Here is a 20,648-nt window from a genome sequence, read left to right on the forward strand (position 1 = left end):
GGCGGAGGAGGCCCCGTCGACCTCAGTGGCGGAAGACGGCCACTCGGTCGCGGCGGTCGAGGACGACCTGTCGGCCCGCGCAGCAGCGAACGGCCGCTGGGCCCCAGCGGCGGAGGAGGCGCCGTCGACCTCAGCAACGGAAAACGGCCTGGCGGCCCCGGCGGCGGGGCAGGCCCTGTCCACCCCAGCAGAGCAGGACAGCCGGCCGACTCCCACCGCGGAGTCCACCCCCACCCCCCTGGAACACATCCGCACAGCCGCCGCCCACCGCCTCCCCCCGCACCTCCTGCCCACCGCCTGGGCCCGTATCGACGCCGTGCCGCTCACCCCGCACGGCAAGACCGACCGTGCCGCGCTGCCCGAACCCCTTGTCCTGGCCCCGGCGGGGGCGGCCGCATCGCAGCGTGCACCTCGCTCCGCCCGTGAGAAGGAGCTGTGCGCCCTGTTCGGCGAGGTGCTCGGCGGTGCGGAAGCGGCCGGGCCCGACACCGACTTCTTCGCGTCCGGCGGACACTCGCTGAGCGCGCTCCGGCTCGCCGGGCGGATCGAAGAGGCCTGGGGCGTACGGGTCCCCGTCGCCACCCTCTTCGCGGCGCCGACTCCCGCCCGCCTCCTCGCCCGCCTGGACGGCTCCGAGCCCGGCGGTCCCGAGCCAACCGGCTCCGAGCCCGACCACGCCGACAGCCTGGCCCCTCTCCTCACACTCCGCGCAGGCGCAGGCGCAGGCGCAGACGCAGACGCAGACGCAGACGGAGGCAACCGCGCCCCACTCTTCTGCGTACACCCCGGCCTCGGCCTGAGCTGGGGATACGTCACCCTGCTGCCCCACCTCGCCCCCGGCCGCCCGGTCTACGCCCTGCAGACGCCCGCCTTGTCGGAGGAAGGACACCGCTCACCCCCCACCATGGGCGACCTCGCCCAGTCGTACGTCGACCGCATCCGGACCGTCCGACCCCACGGCCCCTACCTCCTCCTCGGCACGTCCTTCGGCGGCCCCGTCGCCCACGAGATGGCGGTGCGGCTGCGCGCGGCCGGTGAGGAGGTCGCGCTGCTCGCCGTGGTGGACGCCATGCCCAAGCCGCCGGAGGTCGCCCGCACCCCGCTCGCCCCGGCCGTCGTGGCGGAGGAGGCCCGGCGCGTCCTCCGGGACGAGGGAGCCGCACTGGACGGCATCGGCGAGCACCGCCTCGCCGCCCTCGCCGAAACCATCGCCCACCACATCGTCCTCGGCAGGAGCTGGACCCCGTCCCGCTACGACGGCACCGTCACCCTCTTCGCCGCCACCCGCGACCCCGAGGCCATCCCCACCAAGGAGAAGGCCGAGGCCTGGCGCCGCGCCGCCACGGCGGTCGAGGTCCACGAACTGGCCTGCGCCCACGCCGACGTCCTCGGCGCGGAACCGGCCGCGCGGATCGCCGCGGCGCTCGAAAACATCCTCGCCGGCGGCCCCCGGGCCCCCCTCCAGCTCCAGGGAGAGTGAACCCAGTGGACGCACCGCACCAAACGGCCCAGACCGTCCAGAAGTACGTCGAGGACGAGTACGAATTCCCCGTCTCCGACGCCCAGAGCCGCCTCCTGGTCCTGGACCGGATGAACCCCGGCACCGCCCAGTACAACGTGCCCGCGGCCTTCACCGTGCGCGGCCCCTTCGACCCCGGCGCGCTCACCCGCGCACTGGACGCCGTCGTGGCCCGCCACGAAGCGCTGCGCACCGTCTTCCGCACCGCCGCCGACGGCACGCAGGCGCAGATCGTCGCCGCCACCGGCCGCGCGCACGTCACGGTGGAGAAGGACGTGCCGCCGTACGAAGCGGAGGCGCGGATGCGGGCGGACGCGGCCCGCCCCTTCGACCCGGCGACAGGACCGCTGCTGCGCTGCACGGTGTACGCCGTCGACGACGGCAGCCATCGCGTGCTGCTCGTCGCCCACCACCTGATTTGCGACGGCTGGTCCCTCGGCGTCATCCTCCGGGACCTGTCGACAGCGTACGAAGCCGAGTCCAACAACGGCCCAGCCCGCGCCCAGCTCCACCCCCGCCCCCTCCCCGAACTGCCCCTCCAATACCCCGACTTCGCCGCCTGGCAGCGCGAACGCCAGGCCGACGGCGCCTACGCCGAGGCCGTCGCGCACTGGGCCGAGCGCCTGCGCGGCGCCCCCGAGGTCGTCTCGCCGCCGCTCGACCGGCCGCGCCCGGCGGTGCGTACGGCGGCGGGCGGCAGTGAACGGTTCCTGCTGGACGCCGGGCTCCACGGACGCCTGACGGAGGCCGCGCGGGCGCGGGGCGCCACGCCGTTCATGGCGCTGTTCGCCGCGTACGCCGCGTTCCTGGGACGCCTCTCGGGCCGCGACGACCTGGTCATCGGCTTCCCCGTGTCCGGGCGGGACCGGCCCGAACTCCAGGAGATGGTCGGCATGCTGACCAACACCCTGGCGCTCCGCGTCGACCTGTCCGGCGACCCCACGTACGGCGAACTGCTCGACAGGATCCGCACGGAACTGCTGGCCGGCCAGCCACACCAGGACGCACCGTTCGAGACGGTCGTGAACACCTTCGCCCCGACCCGGGACACGAGCCACGACCCGCTGGTGCAACTGGTCTTCGCCTACGACGACGACACGGAACTGTCCCTCGCCCTCGCGGGAGCCCGCGTCGAGCGGATCGCCCTGAACCTGGAAACGGCGAAGTTCGACTTCCACCTGCACGTAGAGCGCTGGACCGAAGGCGACGGCGACGCCACCCCGGCGCCCGTCGAGAGCCGAGCCGCCGCCACCCACGCCCCCGCTCCCACGCCCCCCGCTCCCACCCCCACCGCTCCTCCCACCCCCACCCCCCTCGCCGCCCACTTCATCTACCGCAGCGACCTCTTCGAAGCCGCCACAGTCCGCGCCTGGGTACGGAACTTCCAAACGCTCCTGGATGCCGCCCTCGCCCACCCCGACGCCCCGCTCTCCACCCTGGACGCCGTCCCGGCCGAGGAGCGGCACCGGGTCGTCACGGCCGCCGACCGTACGGCCGAGGCGGCGCCCACCGACCGCCTCGTGCCCGACCTGATCGCGGACGTAGCGGCCGCCCGGCCCGACGCCACCGCCCTGGTCTGCGGCGACGTACGACTCACCTACCGTGAACTCCTTGACAGGGCGGACGCGTTGGCGGCGCGGCTGCGCGCGGAGGGAGTGCGCCCCGGCTTCCGGGTCGGCCTGCTCCTGCCCCGCTCCCCGGAGATGGGCATCGCGGCACTCGCCGTGCTGCGCGCGGGCGGCGCCTACGTCCCCCTGGACCAGGCCCACCCGCACGCCCGCCTCGCGCACATGGTCGAGGCGTCCGGCATGGGACTGCTGGTGACGGCGGAGACCGCGGCCAAGGGCGAGCGGCTCGGCATCCCGTACCTGCGCGCGGACGCCCCCGAAGCCGCCCCGAAGGCCGCGCCCCCCTCGCCGCCCCCCGCATCGCCCTCCGCACCGCTCTCCGCATCGCCCTCCGCACCGGCCCCCGCATCACCCCCCGCACCGCCCTCCGCATCGCCCCCCGCATCACCCCCCGCACCGCCCTCCGCATCGCCCCCCGCATCGCCCTCCGCATCGCCCTCCGCACCGCTCTCCGCATCGCCCTCCGCACCGGCCCCCGCATCGCCCTCCGCACCGGCCCCCGCATCGCCCTCCGCACCGGCCCCCTCATCACCCCCCGCACCCTCCCCCACCCTCGCCCCTGGAATGGCCCCCACCCCCGACGACCTCGCCTACGTCCTCTTCACCTCCGGCTCCACCGGCGTCCCCAAGGGCGTAGCCGTGGAGCACCGCGCGCTGCTCAACCTCACCGGAGCCGTACGCCCCGCGTTCCCCGTCACCGCCGAGGACCGCGTCCTGCAATTCGTGTCGTTCGGCTTCGACGTCGCCGTCTCCGACCTGTTCTTCCCCTGGGTCGCCGGCGCCGAGCTGCACATCGCGCGCGACGACGAACGGCTCGGCGACGCGCTGTACGCCCGCCTCCGGGACTCCCGCATCACGTACGTGTTCCTGCCGCCGTCCGCCGCGATGCTGCTGCCCGACATCGCGGGGCGGCTCCCTCATCTGCGTACGCTCGCCGTCGGCGGCGAGGCCTGCCCCGCCGAACTGGTCGAGCGGCTCAGCGAGCCGGGCCGCCGGATCGTCAACGCGTACGGACCCAGCGAGGCCACCGTCTACGCGACCACCGCCGACCTCGAACCGGGCGAGCCCGTGGTGATCGGTCGCCCCGTGCCGGGCGCCCGCGTGCACGTCCTGGACGCCCGTCTGCGCACGGTGCCCACCGGCGTGACCGGCGAGGTCTACATCGCGGGCGCCTCGCTGGCCCGCGGCTACATCGGCCGCCCCGGCCTGACCGCCGAACGCTTCGTCGCCGACCCCTACGGCCCACCGGGCTCCCGCATGTACCGCACCGGGGACCTCGCCCGCGTGGACGCGCACGGACGGCTCCACTACCTCGGCCGCTCCGACTCGCAGGTCAAGCTGCGCGGCATCCGCATCGAACTCGGCGAGGTCGAGGCCCTGTTGGCGGGCCACCCGGACGTCGCCGTCGCGGCGGCCGCCGTGCACGGCGGCGGCGAACAGCGCCTCGTCGCGTACGTCGTACACCGGGACGGCGCGGCCCCCTCCGACGAGGACCTCCGCGCCCACCTCGCCGAACGCCTCCCCGGCTACATGCTCCCGGAGATCTACGTCCACCTCGACGAGCTGCCGCTCAACCGCTCCGGCAAGATCGACCGCGCCCGTCTGCCCGCACCGACCGCGTCGGGCCGACGGGAGACGAGTCGTACGTACGTCGCCACGCGCACCGCCACCGAACAGCGCGTGGCGCGGGTGTGGTCCCGCGTACTCACCCTCGACGAGGTCGGCGCCCACGACAACTTCTTCGAGCTGGGCGGCAATTCGGTGCGGCTGCTGAGGGTCCTGGACGCCCTTCGCGAGACGGCGGCCGCAGGCGAGACAGAGGGAACGGCGGCACCGGACCTCACCCTGGTCGACCTGTTCCGCCACCCCACGGTCGCCTCACTCGCGGCACACCTCGACCGGGCCTCGCTCGGTCAGTGCTCGGAAGGAGCACCCGCCACAGCGGCAGAGCGCCGAGGCAGCGACCGCCGCGCCCGCCAGACCGCCGCCGCACAACGGCTCCGCTCCAGAAAGGGCACGCCACGATGACCGAGGCAACAACCGCAACCGAAACCTCAGCGCCCGCCCCCGCCGACTCCGGCTCCGACTCCGCGATCGCGATCGTCGGCATGAGCGGACGGTTCCCCGGCGCCCCCGACCTGGCCACGTACTGGGCGAACCTGCGCGACGGCGTCTGCTCCATCGCCGACTTCACGGAGGCGGAGCTGCTGGCAGACGGCGCGGACCCGGCCGAGCTGCGCCGCCCCGAGCACGTACCGGCCAAGGGATACCTCGCCGACGCCGACCGCTTCGACGCCGAGCTCTTCGGCTTCAACCGCACCGAGGCCGCCGCCCTGGACCCGCAGCACCGGCTCCTCCTGGAGACCGCCTGGGCCGCCCTGGAGGACGCGGGGCGGGACCCGCTCGCCGCGCAGGACCGCACCGGCGTGTACGTCGGCGGCAGCCCCACCGAGCACATGCTGGCCGCCCACACCGACCGCCGCCTGGCCGCGTCCCTCGGTGCGATGCAGATCCGCATCCTGACCGACCGGGAGTTCCTCGCCCCCTGGATCTCCTACCGCCTCGGCCTCGAAGGGCCGAGCCTGACCGTGCAGTCGGCCTGCTCGACCTCGCTGACCGCCGTGCACCTCGCCGCCCAGGCGCTGCTCCTCGGCGAGTGCGACACCGCGCTCGCGGGCGGCGTCAGCGTCGACACCGTACGCAGGCAGGGCTACGTCCATTACGAGGGCGGCATCTTCTCGCCCGACGGCCGCTGCCGCCCCTTCGACGAGCGGGCGGGCGGCACCGTGCCCGGCAGCGGTGTGGGCGTCGTCGTGCTGCGCCGCCTGTCCGACGCGCTCGCCGACGGCGACCCGATCCGCGCGGTCGTACGCGGCAGCGCCCTGACCAACGACGGCGCCACGAAGGTCGGCTTCACCGCCCCCGGCGTCGAACAGCAGACGGCGGCGATCGTCGAGGCGTGGGCGGCGGCGGGTCTCACTCCGTCGGCGGCGCAGTACGTGGAGACGCACGGCACGGCGACGGAACTGGGCGACCGCATCGAACTGGCGGCGGCCGCGGCGGCGTTCGCCCCGGCCCCCACCAACGCCGCCCGCATCGGCATAGGCTCCGTGAAGTCGAACATAGGCCACCTGGACGCGGCCGCCGGCGTGGCCTCGCTCATCAAGACGGCGCTCATGCTGGAGCACGCCACACTGGCCCCCACCGTCAACGTCACCCGCCCGCACCCGGATCTGCGCGTGGAGGCATCCCCGTTCCGGGTCGTGGACGCCGCCACCCCGTGGCCGCACCCCACAGAGGGCCCGCGCCGCGCGGGAGTCAGCTCCCTGGGCATCGGCGGTACGAACGTCCACGTCGTCCTGGAAGAGACCCCGCCCCGCCCCGAGCGCCCCACCCCGGCCGACGGCCGCCACGCGACCGAAATCCTCCCCCTGGCGGCCCGCACGGAGACCGCCCTCACCGAGCTGGCCGCGAAACTCGCCGCCGCCCTGCGCGCCCCCGACGCCCCCACCCTCACCGACACCGCGCACACCCTGCGCACCGCCCGCACCCCCATGGACGTACGCGCGTACGTCCTGGCATCGGACAGAAGGGACGCGGCCGAGCGGCTCACGGCACTCGCGGAGGGCCGCCCCTGGAACGACCGGGAGGACGGCCCCGACGCGGACGGCCTGCGCGAACTGGGGGAGCTGTGGCTGAAGGGCGGCTCGGTCCCGTGGCCGGAGACGGCGAACGGGGCCCGCAGGGTGAGCCTGCCGACGTACCCGTTCGCGGGGGAGAGCTTCCCGGCACTGACACTGCCGCACACACCCGCGCCCCCGGAAACCACCCCAACCACCCCAAGCACACCGAGCACCCCCACCGAACCCGATGCCACTCACGTCACTCACGCCATATCGGCGCTCCTGTCCGAGGCGCTCGGCCTGGACGACGAGGGCGGGGGAGCCATCACCCCGGAGATGACGTACTTCGCGGCGGGCGGCGACTCGCTGACCGCTGTCCACCTGGTCGGCAGGCTCCGGGACGACTTCGACATCGACGTACCGATCACCTTGTTCCTGGAGGAGTTGACCCTCCAGGAACTGGCGGCACGCATCGTCGAGGCGAAGGAGCCCGACGCGGCGGACGACTCGCTGGACGCGCTTCTCGCGGAGTTCGAGGCGGAGGAGCCGCGAGGATAGGCCACGAGCCGACGGCTACGTGGCGGGCGTCATCGCCTCCCGGCCGGGCAGCGCGGAGGCGATGACGCCCGCTACGTACGGCATATGGGCGTCGAGGAAGAAGTGGCCCCCGGCCAGCACATGGCAGGAGAACGCGCCCCGGGTCTCGCTCTCCCAGGCCCGCGCCTGCTCGACGGTGACGCGGGGATCGTCGTCGCCGGTGAGGACGGTGACGGGACAACTCAGCGGCGTCCCGGCGCGATAGACGTAATCGTCGACGATCTGGTAGTCGGCGCGCATCGGCGGCAGGAAGAGCGAGAGCAGTTCGGGAGAGGCGAGGAGTTCGTCGGCGGTCCCCGACAACTTCCGCATCTCCTCCACCAATTCGGCGTCGGTCATGTCACGCACCGACTGTCCCCCCGCGGTCGGCCGGGCCAGCGAGGGCGCGGACCGTCCGGAGAGGATCAGTGCCACGGGGGGCCGTCCCTCGGCCTCCAGACGCCGCGCGGTCTCGAACGCCACGAGGGCACCCATGCTGTGCCCGAACAGGGCGAGGGGCGCGGTGCCCGGCCCCGAAGGCAGCTCGTCGAGCACGGCGTCGACGATCTCGTCCGCCCCCGCGGCGAACGGCTCACCGAACCGGTCCTGACGCCCCGGGTACTGCACGATCAGCGGCTCCACGACACCCGTGACGGCGGCGGACATCGCGTGATAAGCGCTGACCGAACCCCCCGCGTGCGGGAAGCAGAGCAGACGGACCCCGGCGTCGGGTGCGGGATGGCAGCAACGTATCCAGTCGCCCACAAACGCCCCCTCCTTTCCTCTTCCGCAGCGAACCGCCAACCGGCCCCCTGCCGCGGGCCAGCATGCCCGACGAACACCCACGACGGCGAGCACCGCCAACAACTGAACCCATCGCGGTAACCCCCGAGTCTCCGGGTACGCGACGAACGAAGCCCAACAGCCCACGCACACGCGACGAAGGAGAAGAGAACCTATGGCGTCCTCACTGCTCGAAGCGGTCGACATCAAGGCACCGGTAGCCGTGAGCTGGACCCTTTGGGAGAACGTCGAACGCTGGCCGACCTTCCTCAGCCACGTCAAGCACGTCAAGCGCATCGACGAGACCACCTTCGCCTGGCAGGTCTCCCTCCCCGGCGCGGACAAGAGCTTCGTGGCCGAACTCACGGAGGTCATCCCCCAGGAACGCATCGCCTGGCGCACAACAGAAGGCGTCCACCACGCCGGAGTAGTCACCTTCCACCGCCTCAGCGACACGGAGAGCCGAGTAACACTCCAGATCGAATACGACCCCCAGGGCTTCATAGAACACCTGGGCGCCCTCACCAACCTGGACGCGACCCTGGCCAACTACGACCTGGGCGAATTCCAGAGGATGGCGGAACGAGCGGCGTCCCAGGGCTGACGGTGGGCACGGCAGACGGCTGGCGGACTTGACTCGGTCATCGGGGGGTCCGTCGTCGCGGTCAAGGAGGGCCGCGACGACCGGCAGGGCAAGGGCTGCTGCACCGCTCCCGCCACGACGGCCGCCGATGCCGACGCGCACGGCTGTCAGGCGGACTGCACCTGCCGCTATGGGCTCCTCGTGGCCAGAAGTAGACATATGGCATGATCAATCCAAGATCATCTCGTTCCCCGCTCTATGTCGAATTACGCAACTCGTCATCAGATAGCGGGCCTTGTGGTCTCTCATTGCTCACCACGAGGAAGTCCCTGTGCACATATCAGCGCAGTAGACCGACCGTCTCCTTCCTCCCCCACCCCCTCCCTCGCCCACGGCACGCAGGAATACGAGAAAGGCAGGCGGGCCGACATGACAAGCACCCTTGAAGAGGCCGAGGCCATTCTGCTCAGCGACCGGAAGAAGGAATTCTCCGGAGCTTTGCTGGACCTCCACAGGGTCGGCGGCCCCCGAGCGGACGCCGCTGTCATGCGCTTCGTCACGCGCCTGTCCGCGCTCGACCACCTCGACGACCTGTATGAACCCGACCTCCACGGGCTGGCGGTCCGGGTCGCGGCAGAGCTGGACCCGGACCGGGACGTGGAGCCCTTCCGTGACCTGCTGGAGCCGCGCCCCCCGAAGAACCGTCTGGTCCGGAAGGTCATGAGCCGGGGCGCCCTGGCGTACCCCGACACCTTTCCGCGATCGGCGTGGGGGTACACCCGGCTCAAGCGCCTCAGCCCGCCGCCCGTCGAGCGGTACACCCTGCGGCTGGCTGCGGACAGTGCCACGGTCCGTGTCTCCGCGGCCATGGCCCTGGGCGACACGGCCGATCCGGCCGCCCTCGACCCGTTGGCCGGAGTTCTGGACGACCCGTCACCTGACGTCCGTCTGCACGCGATCCAATCCGTACGAAGGCTGCACCACGCCGGAGCGGCCACGGTGCTGGACGGCCACCCGGCCGAGGCCGGACTGGTCAAGGCGCTGGCCGACAGGCGTCCCCGGATCCGGGACGCGGCAGTGCAGGCACTGATGCTGTGGGAACGCTCGGAGCTGGTACGCCAGGCGGCTTCCACCGCCGACACCGCGCTAGCCGAAGCCTTTCGGCACACGCTGACCGGGGCGGTTGATCCGCTGCCGCAGACCTGGCCGGGGGACGGTACGACGCTCTGAGGCCGAGGGCCGGCACACAACGTTGGGGGTCCTCGCCTGTCGATCCTGGTGTGCCACCACACCAGGATGAAGACCCCCCGGCGGACTTTGCGGCTGCTGCCCGCACGTAACTGCAGCGCCATTCGCTGCCCCCTACCGGCCCTTGCCGATCCCAAGGGAGTCCGGGGCGTCCACTACGGGCTTTCGTTCAGGCCGGACGACGCGCGAGGAAGCGCCCTGATTCTCACTCGCCGCTCCCTCGGGAACCATGAGCAAGAACGACAAAGAGCCGGATCCAGTGAGACTGGATCCGGCTCTTTGCACTCGGCACGATTGCTGGTCAGCGACGTGATCGCGCTGCTCCGGCTTCTGTGCCCCCGGCAGGATTCGAACCTGCGCACACGGCTCCGGAGGCCGTTGCTCTATCCCCTGAGCTACGGGGGCGTATCGTCGCTGGTTGAGCGGCGACGGGTAGAACACTACCAGCTCTCCCGGGCTCCCCATGAACAGGTATTTCCGTGCTGCTGACCCTGCCGCGGCGGGGTCGGGCGCTCCCCGTTGGCCCGGGAGCAGCGGCGGCTCGGTCTGCGTGGGGCGGAAGTGGGGAAAACCGGGACGCGGCGGTGGGCGCGGACCTACTCTCGAGTTGTGTCAGGCATGCCCGGCCGCGTGCTTGTTGTGGACGACAACAAGGTCATTCGGCAACTGATCAGGGTCAACCTCGAGCTGGAGGGCTTCGAGGTGGTGACCGCCGCTGATGGTGCCGAGTGTCTGGATGTCGTGCACCAGGTCCAACCCGACGTGGTCACCCTCGACGTCGTGATGCCCCGACTCGACGGTCTGCGGACCGCCGCCCGGCTGCGTGCCGACGCGCGGACTCGGGAACTGCCCATCGTCGTCGTCAGCGCTTGTACGCAGTACGAGGTCGAGAGTGGCCTTGAAGTCGGCGTCGACGCCTTCCTTGCCAAGCCCTTTGAGCCGAGTGAACTTGTGGGAGTTGTACGGCAGCTGATGGGGCGTCAAGGGTTTGAGAGGGTTGAGGGGAGTGAGGGGCGTCAGGTCGGTCGTGCCGATGCCCATGAGTGCGGGGTGGGGCTCGAACGTAGTCCTCTGGCGAGCGGCCGCCCAGCCGGTGACGGCAGCAGCACCGGCCTCACCGGCGAAGCGGAGTCCGTCGCCCGGCCTGGCGGCTGAACCGGCCCGGCGGCTGAACCGGCCCGGCGGCTGAACCGGCCCGGCGGCTGAACCGGGCCAGCCGGGCCCGCCCGGCCAGTTACAGCCACGGGCCGAGCCTGCCGCCCGCTACGGCGGCTGAACCAGGCCCAGCCAGGCCAGCCAGACCGGTCGCACCCGCGGGCCGAGCCTGCCGCCGGCCCCCAGCCCCCCGGGGCCCCGGAGGCCGGCGGCCCCCAGCGCCCAAGGCACCCCCGTCCACATCCCAAGACCATCCAGAAACCAAGTCGCCGACCCACCCCCCACCTCCCCTACGCTTGTCCCGTGACCCCCGTCGAGCTCTCCCGCACCGTGCTGCGTGCCCTGCGTCATGCCGTTGACGCGGGCGAGCTCAGCCCGGCCGCCGTGCCGGAGAAGGTGGGGGTGGAGCGGCCCCGGCCAGGGGGATGCGGGGACTACGCCACCAACGTCGCCCTCCAAGTCGCCCGCGCCGCCGGGCGGACGCCCCGGCAGGTCGCCGAGGTGCTGTCCCCACGGCTCGCCGCCGAGCCCGGCATCGCCGGTGTCGACATCACCGGGGCCGGCTTCCTCAACATCACCCTCGCCGAGGCGCCCTCCGTGGCCCTCGTACGGGAGGTCCGCTCGCGCGGCGTCCGCTACGGGCACCTCCCCGACACCGGGGAGCTCGCCCAGCTCCACACCCCCCACGACATCCGCGCCGTCGTCCTCGCCGACAGCGTCCGTCGCATCCTGCGTTCCCAGGGAATCCTCGTCCGGGTCACCTCCGACGCGGCCCCCGAGAAGGAATGGGTCGACATCCTCGGGGTGAGGGTCGACGCGTACGGAACGCCCCCGGAGCCGCTTCCCACCCTGCGCCCGGTCCCGGCCCCCTCCGGATCGGACCCCCTCCGTCTCGGCCGCGACGCCGCCCGCTGGGCCCTGCTCCACCCCGCCGCCCACGACCATCCCCGTATCACCCCCGCCCCCGGCACCGGCCCCGCCCCCGGCACCGGCCCCGCCCCCGCCCCCGGCACCGCCCCCGGCACCGGCACCGCCCCCGGCACCGGCACCGCCCCCGGCCCCGGGCCGGGCGGTGGTGACCCGCACCTCGTCCAGCGCGAGACCAACCCCCTCTTCCGTGTGCAGTACGCCCACGCCCGCTCCCGCGCCCTCACCCGCAACGCCGCCGAACTCGGCTTCGAGGCCACCCCCGGCGACCTCGGCGACCTCGCCGTCCTCGGCGACCTCGCCGTCCTCGGCGACCTCGGCGACCTCGCCGTCCTCGGCGACCTCGGCGTCCTCGGCGGCCCCGCCCTCAGCAGCCGCCCCGCTGCCCAAGACGCCCCAGGTAGCCCCGCCACCCCCGGCGACCCCTACAGCTCCGCCACCCCCGGCAGCCCCGCCCCCAGCAGCCGCCCCGCTGCCCAAGGCGCCCCAGGTAGCCCCGCCACCCCCGGCGACCCCTACGGCTCCGCCACCCCCAGCGACCTCCGCACCCCCACCGACCACACCGCCACCAACCGCCCCCCCACCCCCACCCCCCCAAACCACCCCCTGCTCGACCACATAGCCGCCCACCCCCCCGTCCTCGCCGCCGCCGCCCGCCACCGTGCCCCCGACCGGCTCGCCCGGCACCTCGTCGGCACCGCTGACGCCCTGCTCGCGTATCAGCACACCGTTCTGCCGCTCGGTGACGAGAAACCCTCGGCCGCCCACCGCGCCCGGCTCGCGCTCGCCGAAGCCGCCGGGACGGTGCTTGCCGGTGGCCTGTCCCTGCTCGGCATCAGCGCACCCGAATACCTGTGACACCCGTGAGAGACGTGAGAGACGAGCGACGCGTGTCACCCGTGAGAGACGAGACCACCGAGCCATGAGCCGTTCCGCACACCCCGCCGGGCCCCGCCACGCCGACGTCCTGCCCGAGGGCCACTACAGCGCGCCGCCCACCGACCTCAACGCCCTGGACCCCAAGGTCTGGTCCCGCACCGTCACCCGCGCCCCCGAGGGCGTCGTCAGCGTGGGCGGGATCGAAGTGACGCGGCTCGCCGAGGAGTTCGGCACCCCGGCGTACTTCGTCGACGAGGCCGACTTCCGCGCCCGCTGCCGCGCCTGGCGCGACGCCTTCGGTACCGACGCCGACGTCTTCTACGCAGGCAAGGCGTTCCTGTCCCGGGCCGTCGTGCGGTGGCTGCACGAGGAGGGGCTGAATCTCGACGTGTGCAGCGGTGGCGAGCTGGCCACCGCGCTCGCCGCCGGCATGCCCGCCGAGCGCATCGCCTTCCATGGGAACAACAAGACCCCGGATGAGATCGAGCGGGCCGTCGCCGTCGGCGTCGGGCGGATCGTCCTCGACTCCTTCCAGGAGATCGTGCGCGTCTCGCACATCGCCGAGCGGCTCGGCAAGCGCCAGCGCGTGCAGATCCGCGTGACCGTGGGCGTCGAGGCGCACACCCACGAGTTCATCGCCACCGCCCACGAGGACCAGAAGTTCGGCATCGCCCTCGCGGGCGGGCAGGCCGCCGAAGCCGTCCGGCGCGCCCTCAAGCTCGACGGGATCGAGCTCATCGGCATCCACTCGCACATCGGGTCGCAGATCTTCGACATGGCCGGATTCGAGGTCTCCGCCCGGCGCGTCGTCCAGCTGCTCGCCGAGGTGCGCGACGAGCACGGTGTCGAGCTCCCCGAGATCGACCTCGGCGGCGGCCTCGGCATCGCGTACACCTCGGACGACGACCCGCGCGAGCCGCACGAGATCGCCAAGGCTCTGAGCGAGATCGTCACCCGCGAATGTGCGGCCGCGAACCTCCGTACCCCCCGCATCTCCGTCGAGCCGGGGCGTGCCATCGTCGGTCCGACCGCCTTCACGCTGTACGAGGTCGGCACCCTCAAGCCCCTCGAAGGGCTGCGTACGTACGTCTCCGTGGACGGCGGCATGTCGGACAACATCCGTACCGCGCTCTACGACGCCGAGTACACCGTCGCCCTGGTCTCCCGCTCCTCCGACGCCGAGCCCATGCTGGTGCGCGTCGTCGGCAAGCACTGCGAGAGTGGTGACATCGTCGTACGCGATGCCTTCCTGCCCGCGGACCTCGCGCCCGGCGATCTGATCGCCGTGCCCGCGACCGGCGCGTACTGCCGTTCGATGGCGAGCAACTACAACCACGCCCTCCGCCCGCCCGTCGTCGCCGTGGACGGCGGTGCGGCGCGGGTGATCGTCCGGCGTGAGACGGAGGAGGACCTCCTGCGTCTCGATGTCGGATGATGGACCGGCACCGGCACCGGCACCAGTAATGGACCGGTAGCGGTAATGAGCCCGTCCGCCGCTGGGCCGGATGAACAATCGGATAATGAAATAGATGTCTCAGGATCCGGACAATGGACGGAAACTCCGTTCCGGTGGGTGAGACTGGTCCCACCGTAGATGTATGAGAAGTGAGGTCGATGATGCGTACGCGTCCGCTGAAGGTGGCGCTGCTGGGCTGTGGGGTTGTCGGCTCAGAGGTGGCGCGCATCATGACGACGCACGCCGACGACCTCACAGCCAGGATCGGCGCCCCGGTGGAGCTCGCCGGGGTCGCCGTCCGCCGCCCCTCCAAGGTGCGGGAGGGGATCGACCCCGCCCTCGTCACGACTGACGCGACCGCGCTGGTCAAGCGGGGGGACATCGACGTCGTCGTGGAGGTCATCGGGGGGATCGAGCCCGCCCGCGCCCTCATCACCACCGCGTTCGAGCACGGCGCCTCCGTCGTCTCCGCCAACAAGGCGCTCATCGCGCAGGACGGCGCCGCCCTGCACGCCGCCGCCGTCGAGCACGGGCGCGACCTGTACTACGAGGCCGCCGTCGCCGGTGCCATTCCGCTCATCCGGCCGCTGCGCGAGTCCATGGCGGGGGACAAGGTCAATCGCGTTCTCGGCATCGTGAACGGCACCACGAACTTCATCCTCGATGCCATGGACACCACCGGCGCCGGCTATCAGGAAGCCCTCGACGAGGCCACCGCCCTCGGGTACGCGGAAGCGGACCCGACCGCCGATGTCGAGGGCTTCGACGCCGCCGCCAAGGCCGCCATCCTCGCCGGAATCGCCTTCCACACGCGCGTACGTCTCGACGACGTGTACCGCGAGGGCATGACCGAGGTGACCGCCGCGGACTTCGCGTCCGCGAAACGCATGGGCTGCACCATCAAGCTCCTCGCCATCTGTGAGCGGGCCGCCGACGGCGGGTCGGTGACCGCGCGTGTCCATCCCGCGATGATTCCGCTCAGCCATCCGCTGGCGTCGGTCCGTGAGGCGTACAACGCCGTCTTCGTGGAAGCGGAGGCCGCCGGTCAGCTCATGTTCTACGGGCCCGGCGCGGGTGGCTCGCCCACCGCGTCCGCCGTCCTCGGCGACCTCGTGGCCGTCTGCCGCAACAAGCTCGCCGAGTCCACCGGACCCGGCGACTCCGCGTACACCCAACTGCCCGTGGGCTCCATGGGCGAGGTCGTCACGCGCTACCACATCAGCCTCGACGTGGCCGACAAGCCGGGCGTGCTCGCCCAGGTCGCGACGGTCTTCGCCGAGCACGGCGTATCGATCGATACGGTCCGTCAGACGGGCAAGGACGGCGAGGCATCCCTCGTCGTCGTCACCCATCGCGCGCCCGACGCCGCCCTCACCGGCACCGTCGACGCGCTGCGCCGACTCGACACCGTGCGTGGTGTCGCCAGCATCATGCGGGTTGAAGGGGAGTAAGCAGCAATGAGCCACCAGTGGCGCGGAATCATCGAGGAGTACCGGGACCGTCTTCCGGTCTCGGACACCACGCCGGTCGTGACGCTTCGCGAGGGCGGTACGCCGCTCGTACCCGCGCAGGTGCTCTCGGAGCGCACGGGCTGCGAGGTCCACCTCAAGGTCGAGGGTGCGAACCCCACCGGGTCCTTCAAGGACCGCGGCATGACCATGGCGATCACCAAGGCCAAGGAGGAGGGCGCGAAGGCCGTCATCTGCGCCTCCACCGGCAACACGTCGGCGTCCGCCGCCGCCTACGCCGTACGCGCGGGAATGGTCTGCGCGGTCCTCGTGCCGCAGGGCAAGATCGCGCTCGGCAAGATGGGCCAGGCGCTCGTCTACGGCTCGAAGATCCTCCAGGTCGACGGCAACTTCGACGACTGTCTGAACCTCGCGCGTGCCCTCTCCGAGAACTACCCGGTGGCGCTGGTCAATTCGGTCAACCCGTACCGCATCGAGGGCCAGAAGACCGCCTCGTTCGAGATCGTGGACGCCCTCGGCGACGCCCCCGACATCCACGTCCTTCCCGTCGGCAACGCCGGCAACATCACGGCGTACTGGAAGGGCTACAAGGAGTACGCCGCCGACTCGGTGTCGACGCGCACCCCCCGGATGTGGGGCTTCCAGGCCTCCGGTTCGGCGCCCATCGTGCGCGGCGAGATCGTCAAGGACCCCTCGACGATCGCCACCGCGATTCGCATCGGCAACCCCGCCTCCTGGCAGTACGCGCTCGACGCGCGTGACGAGTCGGGCGGCCTCATCGACGAGGTGACGGACCGTGAGATCCTGCGCGCCTACAAGCTGTTGGCGTCCCAGGAGGGCGTCTTCGTGGAGCCCGCGTCGGCCGCCTCGGTCGCCGGTCTGCTGAAGGCCGCCGAGCAGGGCCTGGTCGACAGGGGGCAGAAGATCGTCTGCACCGTCACGGGCAACGGCCTCAAGGATCCCGACTGGGCCGTCGCGGGCGCCCCGCAGCCGGTCACGGTCCCGGTCGACGCGGCCACCGCGGCCGAGCGCCTCGGCCTGGTGTAACCGCCACAGCCAGGGAAAAACCCGCAACTCCGCACAGGGGGTGCACAGGGGGCTTACGACACGCATCGTGCGCCTCCTGTGCGCCCTATGTCGCCACAGAACCTTCCTTCGATAGGCTGTACCGAACCCGCCCCGCCGCATATGCCGCGGTGCCGCCGTCGTCCGCGGCCTTCGGGTGTTCCGTACATGTGGCACGTACGAAACTACGCAGCCTCACACACACGCAGCTCAAGGAGAGTCATCGAGCGATGGCCGGTCCAGCGTTCCGCGCCGCCGCCGTCCGGGTGCGCACCCCCGCAACCAGCGCCAACCTCGGTCCGGGCTTCGATGCCCTGGGCCTGGCGCTGGGTCTGTACGACGACGTCGTCGTCCGGGTGGCCGATTCCGGCCTGAACATCGACATCGCGGGGGAGGGCAGCAGCACCCTTCCGCGCGACGAGTCGCATCTGCTCGTACGTTCCCTGCGCACCGCCTTCGACCTGCTCGGCGGACAGCCGCGCGGTCTTGAGATCGTCTGCGCCAACCGCATCCCGCACGGGCGCGGGCTCGGCTCCTCGTCCGCCGCCATCTGCGCGGGCATCGTCGCCGCACGCGCCGTGACCATAGGTGGCGAGGCCAAGCTCGACGACGCGGCGCTGCTCGAACTCGCCACCGAGATCGAGGGCCATCCCGACAACGTCGCCGCCTGTCTGCTGGGCGGTTTCACGCTCTCCTGGATGGACTCGGGAGCGGCGCGCGCGATCAGGATGGAGCCCGCCGATTCCATCGTTCCGGTGGTTTTCGTCCCCGGAAAACCCGTCCTCACCGAGACGGCGCGCGGCCTGCTTCCGCGCACCGTCCCGCACGTCGACGCGGCCGCCAACGCGGGCCGGGCGGCCCTGCTCGTCGAGGCCCTGACCAGGCGCCCCGAGCTGCTGCTGCCCGCCACCGAGGACCGTCTGCACCAGGAGTACCGCGCCCCGGCCATGCCGGAGAGCGCCGCCCTGGTGGAGCGGCTGCGCGCCGACGGCGTGCCCGCGATGATCTCCGGCGCGGGCCCCACGGTCCTCGCGCTGGCCGAAGACGGTGCGGCCGACAAGGTCGCACGCCTGGCGGGAGAGGGCTGGGCGGCCAACCGCCTGGCGCTCGACGCCGCGGGAACGAGCGTGCTGCCGCTCGCGCCCTGACACAGGGAACGCAGTGAACGCAGGGAATTCGGGGTGTCCCGATTCCGAGAGGGGGAATGTTTGTTGGATCCGGTAGTGTTAATCTCAAGTCTGCACCCGACCTCACCATGGCGAGGTGCTTTGTGTCCCCGTCCGGGACAACCATTCTTCCGGGAGCCTCCCAAACTGCTTCGTGCCCCGCACTGAGCGGTCCTGAGCACGCTCCGGAACCGGCGTGACCGAGCCGAGTGACACCGCACATCAGTGGCACCGCATCGGGACTCGCCATCACCAATGAATTCTTCCGCCTCGTTGGCGGACCACCGCCCCGGCACGGTCCATACGCATAGGACCGCCGGACAGCACAACCGGTCGCCGAGCCAGACAGGCCGACGTCCGCTCCAGGGAAGGACCCTTCGTGAGCGACACCACCGATCTGATGGGCGTGACTGCCGACACGCCCGCCACGGACGCCTCCGCGGCGCCTGCCACCGGTGCTTCGGCCGGGTCCCGGCGGCGCCGCGGCACCGGCCTCGAGGGCATGGTGCTGGCGGAACTGCAGCAGGTCGCCTCGGGCCTTGGGATCAAGGGAACCGGGCGCATGCGCAAGAGCCAGCTGATCGAGGTCATCAAGGAGGCGCAGGCAGGGGGCGGAGCCCCGGCGAAGAGCGCCGCACCCGCCGGCGACGCCACCGAGACCAAGCCGAAGCGCCGGGCCACCTCGAAGGCCCGTACGGGCGAGGAAGCCGCCGAGAGCGCCGTCAAGGCGAGCAAGGCGGACAAGGCCGAGACGGGCAAGGCCGAGAAGGCCGTCGCCCAGCAGCAGATTGAGATTCCCGGCCAGCCGGCCGGGGGCCCCGCCCGCACGAGCGAGACCGAGCGTGGGGGAGACGACCAGCCCACCGGTGAGCGCCGCCGGCGCCGGGCCACCGCCGACGCGGGCAGCCCGGAGACCGTCACCGCCGAGGCGAAGAGCGAGCCGAAGACCGAGGCCAAGGGCGACGCGTCCGAGGCCAAGGGCGACGCCTCCGGCGACAACGCCGACGGACGCCGTGACCGCCGTGACCGCCAGGGCCGCGGCCGTGACCGCGACCGTGACCGCCGCGGCAACAAGGGCGACGACCAGCAGGGCGGGGGCCGTCAGGACCGCCAGGAGCGGCAGGACCGCCAGCAGCAGGGCGGCGGCCGCCAGGACCGCCCGGACCGTCAGGACCGTCAGGACCGGGGGCAGGACCGTCAGCGTGACAACGGTCCGCGTGACAACGGCCCCCAGGATGACGACGACTTCGATGGTGGCCGCCGCGGCCGCCGCGGGCGTTACCGCGACCGCCGTGGCCGTCGTGGCCGCGACGAGCAGGGCTTCGGCAATGAGCCGCAGGTGTCCGAGGACGACGTTCTGATCCCCGTCGCGGGCATCCTGGACATCCTCGACAACTACGCCTTCATCCGTACGTCGGGCTACCTCCCGGGCCCCAACGACGTGTACGTCTCGCTGGCCCAGGTCCGCAAGAACGGCCTGCGCAAGGGCGACCACGTCACCGGCGCGGTCCGCCAGCCCAAGGACGGCGAGCGCCGCGAGAAGTTCAACGCGCTCGTGCGCCTCGACTCGGCGAACGGCATGGCGGCCGAATCCGGCCGCGGGCGACCGGAGTTCAGCAAGCTGACGCCCCTTTACCCGCAGGACCGGCTCCGCCTGGAGACCGACCCGGGCGTGCTGACCACCCGCATCATCGACCTCGTCGCGCCCATCGGTAAGGGGCAGCGCGGGCTGATCGTGGCCCCGCCGAAGACCGGCAAGACCATGATCATGCAGGCGATCGCCAACGCGATCACGGTCAACAACCCCGAGTGCCACCTGATGGTCGTCCTGGTCGACGAGCGTCCGGAAGAGGTCACCGACATGCAGCGGTCGGTGAAGGGCGAGGTCATCTCCTCGACCTTCGACCGTCCGGCCGAGGACCACACCACGGTCGCCGAGCTCGCCATCGAGCGCGCCAAGCGGCTGGTGGAGCTGGGCCACGACGTCGTCGTGCTGCTCGACTCGATCACGCGTCTGGGCCGTGCGTACAACCTCGCCGCCCCGGCCTCCGGCCGCATCCTGTCCGGTGGTGTCGACTCGACGGCGCTGTACCCGCCCAAGCGCTTCTTCGGTGCCGCGCGCAACATCGAGGACGGCGGCTCGCTGACCATCCTCGCGACCGCGCTGGTGGACACCGGGTCCCGCATGGACGAGGTCATCTTCGAGGAGTTCAAGGGCACCGGCAACGCCGAGCTCAAGCTCGACCGGAAGCTCGCCGACAAGCGCATCTTCCCGGCGGTGGACGTCGACGCGTCCGGTACCCGCAAGGAAGAGATCCTGCTCGGCAGCGACGAGCTCGCCATCACCTGGAAGCTGCGCCGTGTGCTGCACGCGCTCGACCAGCAGCAGGCGATCGAGCTGCTCCTGGACAAGATGAAGCAGACGAAGTCGAACGCCGAGTTCCTGCTGCAGATCCAGAAGACGACCCCGGCGCCGGGCAACGGCAACGACTGATCCGGCACGTGCTGCCGTCCCTCATCGCCTTCAACCGAGGAGTCGAACTGCGCTGGGTGGTCCTCATCCTCAACATC

At 72.0% G+C, this 20,648-nt stretch carries 13 protein-coding genes and 1 tRNA gene; 12 read left to right on the forward strand and 2 right to left on the reverse strand.

From position 1 onward, the window contains the following. The 3 genes from ACWDVB_RS11450 to ACWDVB_RS11460 form a co-directional block, all read left to right on the forward strand. Window positions 1–1,480, forward strand: a 1,480-nt coding sequence (locus ACWDVB_RS11450; RefSeq protein WP_451512791.1) for a thioesterase domain-containing protein, incomplete at its 5' end; no start/stop codon positions are given. A gap of 5 nt (window positions 1,481–1,485) precedes the next feature. Then, window positions 1,486–5,175 (forward strand): non-ribosomal peptide synthetase, encoded by a 3,690-nt coding sequence (locus ACWDVB_RS11455; protein WP_451512792.1) that lies wholly within the window; start codon window positions 1,486–1,488, stop codon window positions 5,173–5,175. Next, entirely contained in the window at window positions 5,172–7,328 is a 2,157-nt protein-coding gene (locus ACWDVB_RS11460; RefSeq protein WP_451512793.1) for a beta-ketoacyl synthase N-terminal-like domain-containing protein, read from the forward strand. Before ACWDVB_RS11455 ends, ACWDVB_RS11460 begins: the two co-directional genes overlap by 4 nt. Before the next feature lie 15 nt (window positions 7,329–7,343). Here ACWDVB_RS11460 and ACWDVB_RS11465 read toward each other — a convergent pair whose 3' ends face one another. Next, window positions 7,344–8,111 carry a thioesterase II family protein gene (locus ACWDVB_RS11465; RefSeq protein WP_451512794.1) on the reverse strand — a complete coding sequence of 256 codons (768 nt, stop codon included), beginning with the start codon at window positions 8,109–8,111 and terminating at the stop codon, window positions 7,344–7,346. A gap of 193 nt (window positions 8,112–8,304) precedes the next feature. On the opposite strand from ACWDVB_RS11465, the gene ACWDVB_RS11470 reads away from it, so the two are divergent. Together ACWDVB_RS11470 and ACWDVB_RS11475 are read left to right on the forward strand one after the other, a co-directional pair. Continuing rightward, window positions 8,305–8,733: an SRPBCC family protein gene (locus ACWDVB_RS11470; RefSeq protein WP_451512795.1), complete on the forward strand. Its 429-nt coding sequence runs from the start codon at window positions 8,305–8,307 to the stop codon at window positions 8,731–8,733. 408 nt (window positions 8,734–9,141) lie between these two features. Beyond that, window positions 9,142–9,942 carry a HEAT repeat domain-containing protein gene (locus ACWDVB_RS11475; RefSeq protein WP_451512796.1) on the forward strand — a complete coding sequence of 267 codons (801 nt, stop codon included), beginning with the start codon at window positions 9,142–9,144 and terminating at the stop codon, window positions 9,940–9,942. Window positions 9,943–10,293: 351 nt separating this feature from the next. Here the strand turns inward: ACWDVB_RS11475 and ACWDVB_RS11480 are convergent. Beyond that, a tRNA-Arg gene (locus tag ACWDVB_RS11480) sits at window positions 10,294–10,365 on the reverse strand. Between the two features lie 213 nt (window positions 10,366–10,578). On the opposite strand from ACWDVB_RS11480, the gene ACWDVB_RS11485 reads away from it, so the two are divergent. From ACWDVB_RS11485 to rho, 7 genes are all read left to right on the forward strand, one after another. Beyond that, window positions 10,579–11,115: a response regulator gene (locus ACWDVB_RS11485; RefSeq protein WP_451512915.1), complete on the forward strand. Its 537-nt coding sequence runs from the start codon at window positions 10,579–10,581 to the stop codon at window positions 11,113–11,115. Window positions 11,116–11,418: 303 nt separating this feature from the next. Further along, window positions 11,419–12,900 (forward strand): ArgS-related anticodon-binding protein NrtL, encoded by a 1,482-nt coding sequence (gene nrtL / locus ACWDVB_RS11490; protein WP_451512797.1) that lies wholly within the window; start codon window positions 11,419–11,421, stop codon window positions 12,898–12,900. A gap of 64 nt (window positions 12,901–12,964) precedes the next feature. Next, on the forward strand, window positions 12,965–14,356 hold the full coding sequence (lysA, locus tag ACWDVB_RS11495) for a diaminopimelate decarboxylase (RefSeq protein WP_451512798.1): 1,392 nt from the start codon (window positions 12,965–12,967) through the stop codon (window positions 14,354–14,356). 182 nt (window positions 14,357–14,538) lie between these two features. Next, window positions 14,539–15,828, forward strand: coding sequence for a homoserine dehydrogenase (locus ACWDVB_RS11500; protein WP_451512916.1), 1,290 nt, complete (start codon window positions 14,539–14,541; stop codon window positions 15,826–15,828). A gap of 6 nt (window positions 15,829–15,834) precedes the next feature. Beyond that, window positions 15,835–16,893, forward strand: a complete 1,059-nt coding sequence (gene thrC / locus ACWDVB_RS11505; protein WP_451512799.1) for a threonine synthase — start codon at window positions 15,835–15,837, stop codon at window positions 16,891–16,893. A 248-nt stretch (window positions 16,894–17,141) separates the two neighbouring features. Then, on the forward strand, window positions 17,142–18,059 hold the full coding sequence (thrB, locus tag ACWDVB_RS11510; RefSeq protein ID WP_451512800.1) for a homoserine kinase: 918 nt from the start codon (window positions 17,142–17,144) through the stop codon (window positions 18,057–18,059). A gap of 397 nt (window positions 18,060–18,456) precedes the next feature. Further along, on the forward strand, window positions 18,457–20,571 hold the full coding sequence (gene rho / locus ACWDVB_RS11515) for a transcription termination factor Rho (protein WP_451512801.1): 2,115 nt from the start codon (window positions 18,457–18,459) through the stop codon (window positions 20,569–20,571). The last annotated feature ends 77 nt before the right edge of the window (window positions 20,572–20,648 follow it).

This window comes from Streptomyces sp. NPDC003379 (assembly GCF_053589195.1).

Bases quoted from the DNA above. Each gene is read 5' to 3' on its own strand.
- ACWDVB_RS11485 (WP_451512915.1), top strand. From the start codon at position 10,579: ATGCCCGGCCGCGTGCTTGTTGTGGACGACAACAAGGTCATTCGGCAA.
- ACWDVB_RS11470 (WP_451512795.1), top strand. From the start codon at position 8,305: ATGGCGTCCTCACTGCTCGAAGCGGTCGACATCAAGGCACCGGTAGCC.
- thrC (WP_451512799.1), top strand. From the start codon at position 15,835: ATGAGCCACCAGTGGCGCGGAATCATCGAGGAGTACCGGGACCGTCTT.
- thrB (WP_451512800.1), top strand. From the start codon at position 17,142: ATGGCCGGTCCAGCGTTCCGCGCCGCCGCCGTCCGGGTGCGCACCCCC.
- ACWDVB_RS11500 (WP_451512916.1), top strand. From the start codon at position 14,539: ATGCGTACGCGTCCGCTGAAGGTGGCGCTGCTGGGCTGTGGGGTTGTC.
- lysA (WP_451512798.1), top strand. From the start codon at position 12,965: ATGAGCCGTTCCGCACACCCCGCCGGGCCCCGCCACGCCGACGTCCTG.
- ACWDVB_RS11475 (WP_451512796.1), top strand. From the start codon at position 9,142: ATGACAAGCACCCTTGAAGAGGCCGAGGCCATTCTGCTCAGCGACCGG.
- ACWDVB_RS11460 (WP_451512793.1), top strand. From the start codon at position 5,172: ATGACCGAGGCAACAACCGCAACCGAAACCTCAGCGCCCGCCCCCGCC.